Source organism: Trinickia sp. Y13 (genome assembly GCF_029522115.1).
Classification (GTDB): domain Bacteria; phylum Pseudomonadota; class Gammaproteobacteria; order Burkholderiales; family Burkholderiaceae; genus Trinickia.
On sequence record NZ_JAKWFK010000007.1, the window covers coordinates 117,897 to 133,085 of the forward strand.

8 protein-coding genes are annotated in these 15,189 nt (G+C 68.4%); 1 reads left to right on the plus strand and 7 read right to left on the minus strand.

Going from position 1 to position 15,189, the window contains the following annotated elements:
- The first annotated feature begins 3 nt into the window (after positions 1 to 3).
- Positions 4 to 810 carry a type III secretion system export apparatus subunit SctT gene (sctT, locus tag MMB74_RS14645; protein WP_277429368.1) on the plus strand — a complete coding sequence of 269 codons (807 nt, stop codon included), beginning with the start codon at positions 4 to 6 and terminating at the stop codon, positions 808 to 810.
- Positions 811 to 930: 120 nt separating this feature from the next.
- On the opposite strand, the gene MMB74_RS14650 is transcribed toward sctT, so the two are convergent.
- The 7 genes from MMB74_RS14650 to MMB74_RS14680 form a co-directional block, all read right to left on the minus strand.
- A complete protein-coding gene (locus MMB74_RS14650; protein ID WP_277429369.1) occupies positions 931 to 1,857 on the minus strand; it encodes a hypothetical protein in 927 nt (308 codons plus the stop codon).
- Between the two features lie 217 nt (positions 1,858 to 2,074).
- Positions 2,075 to 2,704 (minus strand): hypothetical protein, encoded by a 630-nt coding sequence (locus MMB74_RS14655; protein WP_277429370.1) that lies wholly within the window; start codon positions 2,702 to 2,704, stop codon positions 2,075 to 2,077.
- An 18-nt stretch (positions 2,705 to 2,722) separates the two neighbouring features.
- Positions 2,723 to 5,122, minus strand: coding sequence for a hypothetical protein (locus tag MMB74_RS14660; RefSeq protein ID WP_277429371.1), 2,400 nt, complete (start codon positions 5,120 to 5,122; stop codon positions 2,723 to 2,725).
- A 48-nt stretch (positions 5,123 to 5,170) separates the two neighbouring features.
- Positions 5,171 to 7,549, minus strand: a complete 2,379-nt coding sequence (locus MMB74_RS14665; protein WP_277429372.1) for a hypothetical protein — start codon at positions 7,547 to 7,549, stop codon at positions 5,171 to 5,173.
- 164 nt (positions 7,550 to 7,713) lie between these two features.
- Positions 7,714 to 7,995, minus strand: coding sequence for a hypothetical protein (locus MMB74_RS14670; protein WP_277429373.1), 282 nt, complete (start codon positions 7,993 to 7,995; stop codon positions 7,714 to 7,716).
- Positions 7,996 to 8,149: 154 nt separating this feature from the next.
- On the minus strand, positions 8,150 to 10,219 hold the full coding sequence (locus MMB74_RS14675) for a hypothetical protein (RefSeq protein ID WP_277429374.1): 2,070 nt from the start codon (positions 10,217 to 10,219) through the stop codon (positions 8,150 to 8,152).
- A gap of 45 nt (positions 10,220 to 10,264) precedes the next feature.
- Entirely contained in the window at positions 10,265 to 15,151 is a 4,887-nt protein-coding gene (locus MMB74_RS14680) for a hypothetical protein (RefSeq protein WP_277429375.1), read from the minus strand.
- Between the last annotated feature and the right edge of the window lie 38 nt (positions 15,152 to 15,189).

Consider the following 15,189-nt stretch of genomic DNA (forward strand, 5'->3'; position numbering starts at 1 on the left):
CCCATGACGCAAATGTTCTTGCAACTGCCCGGGCTGAACGCCTCGGTCCTCGACTTCCTGACGCTGGTGGCGCTTTGCAGCACGCGTCTGATGGTCGTCATGAACATGTTTCCGCCGACGGGCGACACGATGATGCAAGGCACCACGCGCAACGCCACGGTCATGCTCTGGAGCACCTTCATCGCCTACGGACAGACGCCGCTGATCCCGCAGCTTCATGGTGCGGTGCTCGTGGCGATGGCCGCGAAGGAGGCGATCATCGGGCTCGTGATCGGCTACGCGGCGTCGCTGATCTTCTGGGCCGCGGACAGTATCGGCGCTTATATCGACGACGTGGCGGGCTATAACAACGTGCAGATGAGCAACCCGACCAACGGACAGCAGACCTCGATCACGTCGACCCTCCTTTCGAACTGCGTCATGACGGCGTTCTGGCTGCTCGGCGGCATGACGTTCCTGCTCGGCGCCGTCTACGAGTCCTACCACTGGTGGCCGCTCGCGAGCGCGACGCCGGTGCCTTCGAACATCCTCGAAACGTTCGTTATGCACGAGACCGATTCGCTGATGGAGATCGTCGCGAAGATAGCGGCCCCGATCACGGCAATCCTGGTGCTCGTCGACATCGGTTTTGGCTTCATCGGCAAGAGCGCGCAGCGGCTCGACTTCAACACGCTGAGCCATGCCGTGAAGGGACTGCTTGCGGTATTGCTGCTGGCACTGCTCGTCGGTGTGTTCATCGACGAAGTGCACAGTCAGCTCGCGCTGACCGATATTGGCCCGCAGATGCGAGCATTGGCGGGACAGCGGTAAGTCAGGGCGCCGCGCTCCGGCGGCCGGGTGCCGCTCGGCCGCGGCCCCTCCCGTTTTGAAGCGGCCCAACATCGGGCGATGCCGTACCGCTTTTGCAGGGCCAGGCGTAGGTGATTCGACCTATCGCAACTGTTTCGACAGCCTGGTCAATTCGCTTTGCAGCGAGGAGAGCTCGGATTGGATTGCGCTCAACAAGCGTTGCGCTTGCGGACGCAGGCGCTGCGTCTGGAACGCGGCCCAGTCGGCTCGTATTGCCTTCTCGTAGTTGCGCAGCTTGTCCTGCGGGGCCGCCCCCAGCTTGTTGATTTCGCTTTGCTGCAACAGTTGCTCCATCTCGCTCGCGAGCCCTTTGAGCTGCGCGTATCGGGAGGACAGGGCGTTCGCCAACCTGCGCTTGCCCTTTTGCGTGAACGTGGAGCGCAACGCCATGCCCCACGATACCGGAGACGGGCCCGAGGCGATCCGGTTCGCCGCATTGATCGCTCGTTGCAACCCGGAGGCCACGTTCGTGTGATGGGCCGCGATGTCGTCGAGCGGATCGGTCGCGGGGCGCGAGGGCTTCTTGCGCAACGGCGCCTGTGGCATATCGATGAGACTCTGGTTGCTCGTCCCGGTGCTGCCCATGTCGGGGTCGGGCCGACGCCGGAAGAGGTCGTCGAGTCCGGCCCAGTCGTCCTGATCGGGCACTGCCGTGGAGGCGCTCCTCGTCATCCAGTCGCTGAACGATGGCGCGCGCGTCAAGCGCGGGCCGTTGCCGCTCGTGGCGGCTGGCGGCAGCGGCGGCGGCTGCTGGAATGGTTCTGCGTTGCCGTCACTGCGCACCGGTCCGGTGGACGGCTCGGGCGTGGCATCGTATTTCGCCGCGCGCTTTGCTGCGCCGGATCCGCTGCGGCTGGCGCGCGTTTTCAGGTTCTGCAACTGACCGCCCGCGGCCGGCAACGCACTCGAGTGCGGTCCTTGCCCGGCGGTTGCTGCCTTCGACGGTTCGGGCGAGCCGAGGTCGATACTCGTGGGAAGAGGTGGAAGGGTGGGAATAGTCACTGCCATGGTCGGAGGTCCGTTCGCCAAACGTGGTCAAGGAGAATCGATTCGACTGTAGTGTGGCGGAGCGTTCGGCGACGCAACGGTGCGAACTGGCGAGCGACGAGGCGAAGGGGGAAGCGGCCTGGCGCGGGTCGTCGGATTCGCCGCATGGCCATGGCCGTCACGGACGTGCACGTCGGTCCGTGCGCTTGCGGAAAAATCCAGAGCGATCGATCATCGCTCACCGGCGCTGCTTCGAGCGCTTCGCAAGCCTGCGTTCAACCGAGGCCAGCTCCGAGTAGACCGCCTGGAGCCAGCGTTGCGCTTCGGGACGCCAGCGCCGCGTCTGCGCGAGAGCCCGGTCGGCGCGCAGCGCTTTTTCGGAGCGCTGAGACGCTTGCCCATCCTCCGGGGCCACACCGCGCCGGTTCGGTTCACTCTGATCCAGCAGGCGCCGCAATTCGGCCGCGAGCCCCACGAGATCCGCGCGCTGCACCAGCAGGCGGTCCGTCACCGTGCGCCGGCCAGCGCACGTGAACGTGGCGCGCAACGCCTGTGTCCACGATTGCGGCGATGGGCTCGTGGTGATCTGCCGGGCCTTGCTGACCGCCAGCCGGAAGCCGACGGCAAGCTGCTCGTGAAGGTTGGCGGTGTCGCCGAGCGGGTCGGGCGTTGCACGCGACGGTGGCAGGCGCTCAGGCGCCGCGGCGCCATCTCTTCGCTCCCGCGTGCTCGAGGCGTCACCGGCCTCGCCATCGCCCGACGGCAGGCCATCGACGGGGCCATGCTCCGCCCCGTCGTTGCCCGCGGGCTCAGCGGAGCCGAGCGTCGTATTCGGTGGCAAAGACGAAGGACGGTTGCTGTCGCTCATGGTCGGAAGCGTCTTCGATCAAATGCGTTCGCTGGCGGTCGTGCGCGCGAGCAGTTGCCGGCACAGCGCCGGGGCAATCTTGCCGCGATGGACGACGACTTTCTCATGGCCTTGCCTCGCGCGCGCGTCCTGCCACTCGCGGTTGTAGCCGCGTTGTTCGTCCGATTTGACGTGCGCGGCGGCGAAGAGCGTGTCGGGCAGCGTGGCCAGTTCGCAGGCATGCACGGCGCGCTGGGTGTGGATGTGCAGCCACATAGGGCGAGGCAGCGTGCCGTTGCGCAGGGCCGACGGCTGGAGCCTGAGCTCGAACAGCGTGCAGGGCTCGCCGCTCAGCGGGGTGGCGGCGGCCGGCGCCAGCGCGCGTTCTGCGACGAGGTGCTCGACATGGTCCTGGATCGGAAACGGATAGCGTTTCATGTGCTCGATGGTGTCGCCCGGCAGACGTGCGCGCAGCGAGCGCGCGAGGCCTTCCGCCTGGGCCTGCAGCGGACGAAGCTGCTCGATCTTGCGATGGAGATCGTCGGCCTCGGCGCCGCTGAGCCCCCAGCGTTGGCGCGGCACATCGAGCACATTCAGGCAGTCGCGCATCGCGCGGGCCTCGTTCGCGAGGCGCCCGATCACGTTCTCGGTGACATATGCAGCATTTTCGGGTGAGAGTTGCCAGCGTGCCTGAGAGACCTTGCGTTGCTCGGCCGGGAGGTCGAATGCGAGCAGCGCGTCCAAGCGTGCGAGCCGGTCGGCGATGTCGCCGCGATCCGGCGGACTGGCTGCCGACGAATCAGCCGCCGCAGAGGCGGCCGTCGGCGCCTGCTCACTGTTCAGCAGGATGTAAGTGCCGAGCGCGGTGCGTGCGAGACCTTCGGCGCGAGGCGCTTCGGGGCGACCTTGCGGATCGGCCGCGCCAGGGACCGCGTAGGGTTCGCGCGAGGCGAGCGGCCCCGGCTGTTCACTCTGCTGCCTGCCCTCGCGCGTCTCGAGCGTCTCGATCGATTCGGATTCAGTCTGCGATGCGGGCCCGCCCCGGCCCGGCTTGCTCTTGGCTTTGCTGCCTTTGGCCTTCCCCTTCCCCTTACCTTTGCCTTTTCCCTTGCCCGCGCGGGCGGGCTGTGACGCCGAGGGCGAAGCCGCTGCGGTAGCGTCGAATGCGAGGGCGGCCGGGACGGCGCGCGCGTCGGGCGCCGGCGCCGGCTGCGGCTCACGCGAGAGTTCGACCAGCCGCAAGGCGTCGTTCGCGACCATCCAGGACAGTTCGATGAGCGGGACGCTCGCAGCGAGCGGCAACGTTGCGAAATCGGGATCGTTCCGATGGGTAGCCAACGACTCCTCGAGCGCCGCCGCGAACTCGGTGAGCCGCGCGATGAAGCCGTCCAGCACGATGCACGCACTCTCGGCGAGCGGCTCGCGCGGCGCCCTGGCCCGCCACGCGAGCAATTCTTCGCGGACCGATTGATAGGCATGGAAGATGTCGGAGTTGAACGTCTCCATCAACGTGAGCAGGCCGTTCTCCCCGTACAGTTTCCCGGCCGCGGAATCTCCGAGGGAGAGGCTTGCCACGGCCAGATGGATGGTTTCGCTGTCGGCAATGGCGCGCATTACGTTGAGCCGGCTCGAGAAGGCGACCACTGCATCGATGCGGTGGTTCGCCTCGTAACCAACGCTGGCGCCAGCCGGCAGGTACGGCAGATTCGTTCCAAGCGTCGCATCGATGTCGAGCAGGTGCGCAGCCGCGGTGGCTTGCGCGCCCCAATATTCGACGAACGGCGCCCGGCGCACCGACAACGAGTCCGCGCCGGCGCGCAACGCGGCAACCTCCTCCTCGGGGAGTTGTCTGCCCGACTCGCGGATCGTCGGCAAGTGGCCCCAAAGATGCGCGAGGCTCTCGTTGAACCGAGCCAAGTGCCCGCTGTACGCCGTCGTCAACAAGCGGGCCATCTCGGGGTGCACATAGCTCATTACGTCGTCGTAGATCTTCTCCAACTCGCTGTCGCTAATCATGCGGATTGCTTCCGCGCGCGGCAGGCTGGCGCGGTGCAGGAACAGCGCCGGGCTCGCCTCGATGATTTCCATCCGCGTGCGTATCGTCCAGTCGCCGGCGCCACCGTGCACGACGGACGCCTCGGCGTCGATCGGATGCCACTCGGCCAGCTTGTCGCGCACAGTCCTCACGAGCGCAGCGCCGGCCCGCTTCGCCGCCATCCCGCGATGCGAGCCCGACGTGCCCGGCAGCGCCGCGCGCGGCGCCGGCGTCCCCGCGGGTGCGCCCGTGGGCCGCTGCCTCAGCGACAGGTCTCTGAGCGAAGCCGAAAGCGCCGACGCGGCGGCGCTCGAGGACGGTTGTGCCGGCGTGGGCTCGGCCGTGCTGGACGCCCGGGCCGTGGGCGAGGGCGGTGACGACAGAGAAGTCTGGGATACGTCCATGAGCGAATTGGGCGCTAGATCATTCGGCTGGCGTGGCGAACAGGCCGGTCAATAGGGCGAGACCCATGGATGCAGATGGCTGATCCGTGGGCCTTCGCCTTCGGCCCAACCGATCGCATACTGGCTCGTGCCGGTGCGCGAAGGCGGCGCGTCCGCCGCATCGCTTGCGCGCACGCCATGACCGATCGTTCGGCCGTGGTCATACAGCGCGTTGATGCGCCCGCCGGGATGGCGTCCGGCGATTTCGTCGAATGCCTGCCGCGTGGTGGCGCGCAGGGCGGATTCCGGCCTGCCGAGCTCGTGCTCGCTGATCTCCGCGATCACGCGCAGCAGGTCCGCGCCCGAGCGAAAGGTCCCCGTGCGCGCGGTCCGGTTGTCTTGGCGCACGCGGGCGCGCATCTGCGCCGGCGTCTGGGCGATGTGCATCTTCAGCGCGCGCCCAAGCGCCGCCGGCGAGATCAGGCGCGAGAGCGCCGGGTCCGCAAGCGCATCACGCAAACCGGACTCGATCTCGTGTTCGATCGCGGCAGCCTGCTGGCCGCGCGCCGCGCTTTCGGCGGCGCGGCGGCGCTTGTGAGTGCGCACACCCTGCATGGTCTCGTGCGCCTCGCCGAGTTGGCGCTCGATCCCCTCGAGCTCGTCCGACGCGTCCATATGCCTCGCGCTCAGCGTGGCGTGCATTTCGAAGGTCTCGCGGTGCTTGTCCTCGTACTCGAGCACGGCGCCTTGCAGCCGGCTCACGATGATTTCGAGCCTTTCGCGATCGGGGCCCGCGTGGCCCGCCATCGCGGCTTCATCGATCGCGGGCGCCGCCGAAGAACGGCGCATCGGCGTTTTCGCGAGCTGCGCGCGTTCGGCGCCGAGCCGCTGGATCATGCCGTCATAAACGGGAGGCAGTTTTGGCGCGACTTGCCTGCCCAACTTGTCGATTTCGTCGTTTTGCGCCTTGGCCGGATCGATGGCCTTCAATTCCTCGGCGAAGGTGCGTTGCGCGCTCGCCAACACGCTGGTAAGGGCGTCCTTGTGCGTCCGGAGATGCTCGGCCAACAGCTTGAACTGCTGAAATGCCCGCCTCGAACTCTGGCCGCGATAGACGTGGTCGCGGACCAGCAGCTCCTTGGTCGGGGAGGGGCCGGTCCCGAACGCGGCGATCATGCCATCGGTTTCTTCGAGCAGCCTCGTCGCCGCCTTCTGGGCCAGCCCGCCGCTGTCGTCGACGAACGGCCTGTAGCCGGGAATGTGCTTCAGCGCAGTGAACGGAAACTGGTGTTCGAGGTTGACCCCGATCAGATAGATGGCGATCTGACGCACGACGCCTGTCTTGGCCATGTCCGCAAACGGCTCCACCTCGAGCTGAGACATCAGGTGGAAGAAGCCGGCCAATGCCTGCATCGCGTCCGTGCTACTGGCTTCTCCGCCAGCGGCGTCTTCGATGTGCCGGAATACGTCGTCGGCCGCTCGCTTGAATTGCTCGCCCGGCGTTGCCGATCGGTCTCGGCGGCCGGTGCGCTCGGGCGTCCAACTGTCGATCCAGGCGTCGATGCTGCGCTCGAGTTGCTCGTTGACCGGGTCAGCCTGCTTGCTGAAGAGCGACTTGAACGAGGTTTTCGCGATGTCCGACGCCGTGCCGAGGGCCGACCACGTGCCGAGTTCCTTGAGCTCGTCCCGGTGCGCCACCGCCAGCGCCTCTTGCGCGACCGCTTTGCGGCTGCCCTTGAGCAGACGGATTTCGCTCTCGAGTGCGCTCATGCGATCGGGCACGGTGGAGGTGGCGGCAGACGACCGCGGCCGGGCCGGCGCAGCGGGGGCAGGGCCCGCTTCCTCGAGTTTCGCTTGATATTGTTCGAGCAGGTCGACTTTGCGCGCCAGCGCAACGCCGTGGCGCGCCATCTTGTCGAATGCCGTCTTGCATTGCTGCGCCAGCACCGACACGTTCTGCTGCGCGCTGCCGCGCTTCGCTTCGAGCAGGTCGATGAGCTTACCGACTTCAGCTTCGGATGCCGGCTGTACGGCCTCGGCCTGCCCCGGCTCGGGCGGCCGCCTCAGCGCCGCGAGCTGCGCTTCTTTATCGCCGAGCGCCCGTGCGCGTTGGCTCACCGCCGCGATGTCGGCATGGGTTGGTGCGGCAACCGCATACGCGAGCGCGGCATGCAGCGCCGTTTGCCGGTGTGGTGGCGGTGTCGATGAACCAGGGCGGGCGAGCTTCGCAAGTGCGTCGGCCTGCGGCCTGCGCACTTGCGAGGGGCCGGCCTGGCTGGCGGGGCGACCCGCTTGGAGCGACGAAAGGTGTTCGAGCCTGCCGCCGGGGGCCGCACTCGGCGTACTCGACGGCTGCCCGAGCGGGCTGTCCTGGCGGACGTCCTGGGCGCCTTCCGACGGTGTGAGGTCGGGCGACGGCGAAGTCGGGCTGACGGTTTCGATTCCCATGATGGCTCGGGCGTGCGTGTGGTTGGGCCGCTGCGTAGGCGAAGTGTCGGCGCGGCGCGAATTCTCGGTGTTATCTGTGATGCTAGAAAGGCGGGCCGCATCGCTTGCGGGCGAATGCGAAGGGGCTGCTAGCGATGCGAAGCACGGCCCGCCTCTCGCGGCAATCAGTTGTTGTTGCCCGGCTTGGACATGGTGTTCTGGAACGAGTCGAAGATCTGGGTCATCATTCCCATTTCCATGCCGCCCGTCATCAGCTGCTCCAGCTGGGCGATATCCGCGTCGTTCATGCCCATCAACCCGCCGGTGATGCCGCCCATGACGCCGCCGATAACGCCGCCGACAACGCCTTCGGCGCCATTGAGGACTTTCTTGCCTACGCCTTCAATCGCATGCCCCGCCTTGCTGAAGTCATGCTTGACGCCATGCCAGAAGCTATGCCACGACATGATGTTTCTCCTTTGATGAGTTGGAAAAGCGGCAATCGCCGCGCTCCGACAGTAGCGGGCGTATCGCGTCGGGCAGGGAATCGATGCGAAGACATAGGTGGACCTGCGAAGCGCGGCACGGCGCCCGACGGATGGCAAGTGCGCCGCGCGCACGCTAGTCTCGCCGCATTCGCAAGGCCGCGATCAGTGCCTCGACGTTGGCATACGCGATGGTCGTTTCGATCGCCGGCGCCGCGGTGCTCGGTCCGGGCGCGAGGCGTAGTCCAAGCGCATGGTCGAGCTGCGCCTCGAGCTGGCCGGCCCATGTGGCCGCCGCTCCGTGCGGCAGCGCGTGCGCTAGCTGATGCAGCGCCTGCCGACCTTGAGTGCCTCCTGCATGGACGCTCAGACGCGTCGCCACGAACGCGAAAGTCGACGCACGCGTGCTCGGATCGGCCTCGGTGGCCTCGTTCGTGCGAAAGGCCATCAGGCGCGCCTCGTCTTGCAGGGAAAGGCCTCGGAGCAAAGACGCGTCGCGGGCCAGCGCTCGCGGCGGTATGCGCGCCAGCAAGGGGAGCCGGGCCTCGTGTATCCGCTCGACCAGATCGTCGTCGAGCGGCCCGGCCTCGTGACGGGCAAGCGCCTGCAATGGGCGTTCGAGGCGGGCATCGGGCAGCGCATCGAGCGCGCGCACGACGATCGTCAGCATCCGCGGCATATCGTGCGGGGGAGCGTCGAGCTCGGCCGCTCTTGCCAGCAGTTCTTCCTGCCGCTGCGCGGGAATGGCCGCAAACCGGTGTGGCTCGAGTTGATTGGCGAGCAGGTTCAGTGTCTCGTCGCGCAGGCGCGGATCGTCGAGGCGGCGCAGCGAATTGAGAATGCCGTAGGCAATGCGCCATCGCCCTTCGGCGCCCACGTGCTCGAGCATGTCATCGCGATGCGGCATGCCGGGTGTGCCAAGCAACACCATGTCGAGCACCCGCCGTTGCTCCTCGGGCCGGCTGAAGAGCGCGATCGATTCCGCGAGGCGGGCCAGCGTGAGGTCGCGGTCGGCACCCTCGAGATAAGGCAGCTGCGTGTCGAACAGATCGAGGATCAGTTGCTGCGTCGGAACAGGCGGGGGCGTGTATTCGAGCGCGGAGATCAACGACGTCACTATGACTTGCGCGGCATTGGACGGTATCGGGCTCAACCGACGCGCTTCGTCGAACATCATCGGCACGGTCTGCGCGAGCCCTTCGTCGAGACGTAGCGTGAGATGCCGCTCGAGCGCGTCATGTCGCCGGCCTTCGGGTACCTCTTCCAGGTGTTGCCATGACATGTACGCGGCATCGCCGATCGCCTCCGCGAGCGTTGCTAGCGCGTCCGCCCTCTCGCCGAGCGGCAATGCGTGGAAACGCTGCGGCGCGAGCGCCGTCTGAGCCAGCCGAAATGCGTCCTCCAATGTGCTCGCAACGGCAGAGGCGCCGATGATGTTGCGCACCGCGCCGGCCCGCGCACTCCGACCGGCCTGATCGAATTGCTCGAGCAACTGCTCCTGTGCTTGTGCGAGGGCGCCACGAGCCTGCCGGGGGACTCGGGCGTTCAGTTTGACGGCGGCGGTGGCGCACGCCCGGAGCAGCCAGCCGCAGCGGTCGACGACGTCGTCGGGGCGCGGCACGCCGTGGAGGTCGTCCGAGCCGGCTTGCGCCAGGGCGTGCATCAGCACGTCAGGATCGCGGTTTCGCAGCAGGTACCGGCCCGCCGACTCGTGGGACATCAGCTTCAGGTATCCGTAGCGCTCCTCCGGCGTACAGAGCAGGGCGTCGAAGAGCCTGCGCTGGCTCGGTGGCTGGAGCCGGCTGGCGATGTGGGCGATTGGGCCGCTGCGCAGGAACCGCGCCATGGGTTGACGCCGGATCATCGACCATCGAAACACGTGCATGGCCGGCTCCTCGCGCCACCGTGCGGCGCTTGCCGGTGCGGTAGGGGGCACGCTCGGCGCATCGCCATCCGATACTGTGCGCCGTAACCGCTTGAGCGGTCGTTCGCCGCCGTCGCCCGGCCGCGGGGCGCTGACAGTTTGCCTCGCGGCGGTGCGTCGCGCTTCGGACAGGCCGGCCAATGCGGTCAGCGGCCCGCCGATCGCCGGCGTGCGTTCGGCCGCGGGTGGTCGTGCCGGCCGGGAAGGACCCGCCCCGGCTCCGGCGTCGGACGGCACCGTGACAGGAGAGCCGGGCGAGGCCGGCAGATTTAAATCGATCATCGAGGTTCGGTAGGTCGGTAGTTTGGTAGGTCGCAATGAGGCGTGTCAGGCGGCGCGCCGTTCTAGGACGGCACCGCGCTGAGCGCGCAAGGCATCGAGCTGCGCTCGCGCCTGGCGGCGCTCGATAGCGCTCTTGGCGTCAGGGGAAAGCGCCCGCCCATGCTGCTGCAGCAGCGCGCGGCCGACCTCGGATTGCCCGGCATCGGCCAGCGCCAGCGTGTCGACTACGCGCCGCAGCAATGCCGGTGGAAGCCGGCGGCCGCCGGCGAGGCGTTCGAAGAGCTCGGCGAACTGTTCCTGAAACGGGGTTTTCGGCAAGGAGAGGAAACGCTCGGCGATGGTCTCGAGCGCGACACAGATCTCCTCGGGCCGTCGCGCTCGATCCTCGAGCGCGGCGCGCAGCGTGCTCAGTTCGCCCCCCATCCGGCTCGTGCCTTCAGCGGGCAAGAAGGCTTGGTCGAGACCGGGGCGCACGACTTGCCCGGCGCGGTAACGTGGCGCGCCGAATTCCTGCGCGAGCGCTGCCAGCCCGCGCCCGATTCCCGCGCGCCCGCCCAGCCGGATCGCGAGCAGCCGCTGTCGCGGCGCGGCCTGCGCGAACCCGCGGAACAGATCGTCGACGATCGCGCGGCGCATGGCCGGCGGCGCGTGCTCGCCGGCGATATGGCTCAGCACGACTTCCTGCAGGCGCGGGTCAAACCTCGGCAGCGCCGACGAAAGCTGGCTCGCGGCTTCCTCGGGTACGGCAATCGGGCTCGAACTGCTTACCCGTCCCCCAGCGCCCGGGTTGGCTTGCACGGCGATAGCCGAGAACAGCGCCAGCGTGTCGCGCTGCGGGGAGCCCGGCTGCAACTGCCTTGCAGTCCTGTCCCACAACGAGAGGACGTCGGCGGCTTGCTGAGGCGGCAGCGTCGGCAGCCGCTTGAGTTCGGTGCTCAATACCTGCGCCAGTGTGCGCGGTTGCAGCGTACCCGCCTGCGCGATGAACCCGTCGATCAGCGCCTGAGGCAACACGGCGGTGTCGCCTAGCACGCTCGAGACGAGATCGGATGCGCTGTCGGCAGGCAACGCCCGCATCCGTTCGAGCACGGCCGCAATGATCCGGCCGCTTTCGGCTTCGCCGAGCGTCGCTCGCGTCGCCTCGTCGGCGACGGTGCTGCCGATCAGATTGACAGCGGCACTGACGAAGGCGCCGGGCTCGCCAAGCCTCTTGACGAACGAGAGTACGGCCTCACGGCCGGCCGGCATGGCCTCGTCGTAGGCGTCGAACATATCGTTGATCGCCGCGTCCTGATTCGTCGCGTTCAGGCGGGGCCATACTTGCGCATGCAGTTCCAGGAGTTGGCGGGCGTCCTCCGGCCGGGCGCCGGCAAAGTGGGACAGACTCGTGGCGAACGCCAGCAGCGGCAGTTGTGCTATCGCTTCGCGCTCGCGGTGCTGCGCGGGAACGGCGGGAGCGCAGGCCAGCAGGACGGCCCGCACTTCGCCGCGCGCCTGGGCGTCGAGCGTCGGATAGAAAGACACGAGTTGGCGCATCTGATTGGCGGCGTCGTGCACCGGCGCCGCCGCGGCCGCGCGGTCCTCCATTGTGTGCCCCGCCGCCGCTTCGCGGACGGCTCCCGGGACCGCGCGCAGCAGCGCGATGGTCTGCGACACGGTGCGCCGCATGACTTCGGGCTCGACCCTGATGCCGTCGCGCAGCGCCTCGCGAACAAGCGTGTTGAGCATCACTCGCTCTCGTCGGCCCGAGCTGTTCAGCGACTTGCTTGCAGCGGCGCGATGAATCGCTGCGAGCGCTGCCTGCCGTTCGCCCTGGCTCAGGTTGCCGGCGCCCGCGGCCAGCAGGTTCTGCAGGTAGCGCGCTGACGAAAGCCGGCCGAACGGGCTCGAGGCAGGCCCCGTCTTGTCCCGGATCGCCTGCGTCAGCGATCTCGCGACGGCGGCACGCATCTCGGGATCTTCACCGAACACCGCGCTCAGGCGCCGGTCACGCGCGGGCGCATCGCCATCGGCCGGCAGTCCGCCACGGACCATGCACGAGAGCGCGCGAGACAGGCTGCTCGCGTCGACCTTACGGCCCGGCTGCGCGGTCGCATCGAGCAACTGGCGCAGCAGATCGCCATAGACGGGAATCAGTTCGACCGGCGCGGGGTAGCCCTCGTCGACCGTCTGTTTAAGCCGACGCTCGAGCGTCTCGAGTACCAGGTGCAGCGCTTCGTCCCTGGGGCTGCTGCGGCCTTTGACGGTTTCCATTGCGTAGGTTGCCGCATGGATCATGGCAGCGGGCGGGAACAGGGCGCTGCCTAGCACGGAGCGCTTCTTGCCGCGGGTGCGCGCGATGTCGGCGCCCGCGCTGCGCTCGCCGCTCCACGCCAGCCGCGCGGCAAGCAGTTCCCGCAGCAGGGCGGTCGACTGCACGCCGCGCAGGCTGCGCGCCGCCACCCCGATCGAGTCGAGTGCGTGCGACTGCGCCGCGTCGCTCCCGCTGAACCGGCTCGTCGACAACTGCCCCGTGACGGCGATCAGTTCCTTGGCGAGCTGCACCCGGTGCCGCGTTTGCATATGCGGCTCGGTCATTTCACGCAGGATCAGGCCGAGCACGTCGCTGACGGTTTGCCGATCCCCCGAAGCATGGCCGAACTGCGGCAGTTGCGCCGCCATGGCCTGCAGCAGCTCGAGGCGCTGGGCGGAGCCGACGACCGGCCGATGCCCGAGATCGATCATCCTGTCGTCGCGCTCGAGCAGATCCTTCACGAACTTGACGAAATGATGGCGGTGGCCGCGCAGCGCGGCCATGTTCGACGCATGCTTGATCAAAGGGCGCAGCGCAGTCCTGTTGTCGGTGTAGGAAACCGTCACGTCGGCGCCCCCCGCTGCGCGGGTGAGCCGGGAGATGCTGCAGGCCTCGATGTAGTTCGACACCCAATGGTTGCGCTGAGCGCTGTCGCCCAGCCATGCCCCGAACGCCGCCGGATCCGAGGGCAGCGCGAGCCGATCGAGCGAGACGAAGAGACTGGTCGTGCGCCGCTGTGCGATCGCCATTGCCGAGTGCTGGAGATCGCTCACTCCACGGCGGCTGTCTCGGATATCCCAGCCGTCATCGAGCGTGCGCGCAAAGCGCAGCGCCTCGTCGCGGTCGAGCGAGCCCATCACGTCGCCAAGCCGATCGAACAGCGCGACCCGTGCGAGCGAGGCAGCGCCGTTTTCTCCGTAATCGTCGGTGCCGAGCGTCGCGTGGACTTCGCTGGTCGTCGGCGCGTCGACCCCCAGTGCGCGACTGGTCAGCGCGCGGGCGAGCCGGCTGCGCTCCGGGCCTTCCGCGGGCGCGAAGTGCATCGCGACGCGAGCGAGTTCGATGCGCGTGTCGAGCGGCGTATGAACGCCTATCGCATTCGTCATCACGCGCTCGATCAGGCGACCGAGTTCGCGATCGCGCGCAGCAGGATGTTGCACATTGCGGGTAATGCTGACCGCAAGCACGGGCAACTGCGCCAGCGCGTGCCGTTGCACCGCGAGTTCCGCCATGCGAGCTTCGACGGTCTCATTCGACACCGGTGTATGCGCGGCGGGAGTGAGCAGCGGGGAGTGGGGCGGCAGCAGGATAGGCGCGGCCGCAGCCGGCGGGGCTTCGCCCTCGATCCATACGAGCGCGTCCCCGGCAGCGTCGAACAACCGACCGAGCGCATCGTGCGTTGCGCCTTCGGGGCAGGCGGCGCGTAGCGTCACGACGGTTTGCGCGGCGTCGCGCAGGACCTGCGAGATGTCGACCGCGCCGCTGCCCAGATTTTGCAGCAGGGCGCGATCTCCGGAGTCGGCCGCGCCCATCAGCGCGCGCAGGTCTCGCGCCGTGTTCGAGGCGAGCGAGGCCACGCCCTCCAGCACATGCGGGTCGCCGCCGCCTTGGTCGAGTTCGAACACGGCGGGGTGCAGCTCGCGTAGCGCGGCCACGTGCCCCAGCACGGTGGCTTCGGGCGGCAGACGATGTTCGGCGACCGCCTGTGCGACGAAGCAATGCGTCACGTCCGACTCTAGCGTCGCGAGGGCCGTGCGCGCCTGCTCGATCATCGAGCGAGCGGCGCGCAGAACCGACGATTCGTCGTCGCCATCGTCCTCATCGTCGAATGGGCCGAACGCCGTTTCGATCGTGGCAAGCGCCGCGTGGAGCTGGTCCAGATGCGCTCGAGCGGCTTCGATGTGTTCGCCCAACGCCTGCAACGGCAACTGACCACCGGAGGGGCTGCCGGCATCGAGCCGGCCCACATGAGCGGCGACGAGTGCGGCCATCGCGCCCGCACGCGCGGCCTCGGCCGCTTCGCACGCGCGGTGTGCGGCCTGCTGCGCGAGGGCCAGGACGACAGCGGGATCGTTCGATGCCAACTGGGCGCTCAACCCGTCTTCGGCAAGCGCGGACGAAGACGACGACGAGGCTGCGCCGCGCTCTGCGCCGCCTGCGCCCCGTGGGCTGCCGGGCCGGGGCGCGCCGATTCCCGCGATTTGCTCGACGAGTGCGGTGGCGCTCAGGGCGTCATATCTGCGCGCCGTGCCGCGGGGTACGAGCGCGAGCGTGAGCTGGCCGTCGTGTGCCGCTTTCAGCGCGCGCTGCCGGGGGTCGTAAAGACGCGGTTCGTCGAGCAGAGCCAGCTCGATAGGGGGCGCATGCTGCGGCTCCGGGCCGTGTCCTGCAGCGTAGGCTTCTTGCAGCGCCTGCGACCAGGCCGAGCGCCGCCAGGCGAACGCGAGCGGCGAGCGCCTGCCTGCCGGCGCCGCTCGGCCTTGCGCGCCCGGCAGGTTCCCCAACGCGCCGTGACTGCGTGCGGGCGAGCTCGAAGGCGGCCTGCTCTGCGAAGGCGCGCCCTGCGGCGCAGTGGTTACGGGCGACGTTTCTGCCGGCGCGTAGGGGTTGCTCGTGGAACTGAGCGATGAAGGGCGCATAGGATAGGGGCCTCTTGTCGGCGCTGCCAGGATGCCCG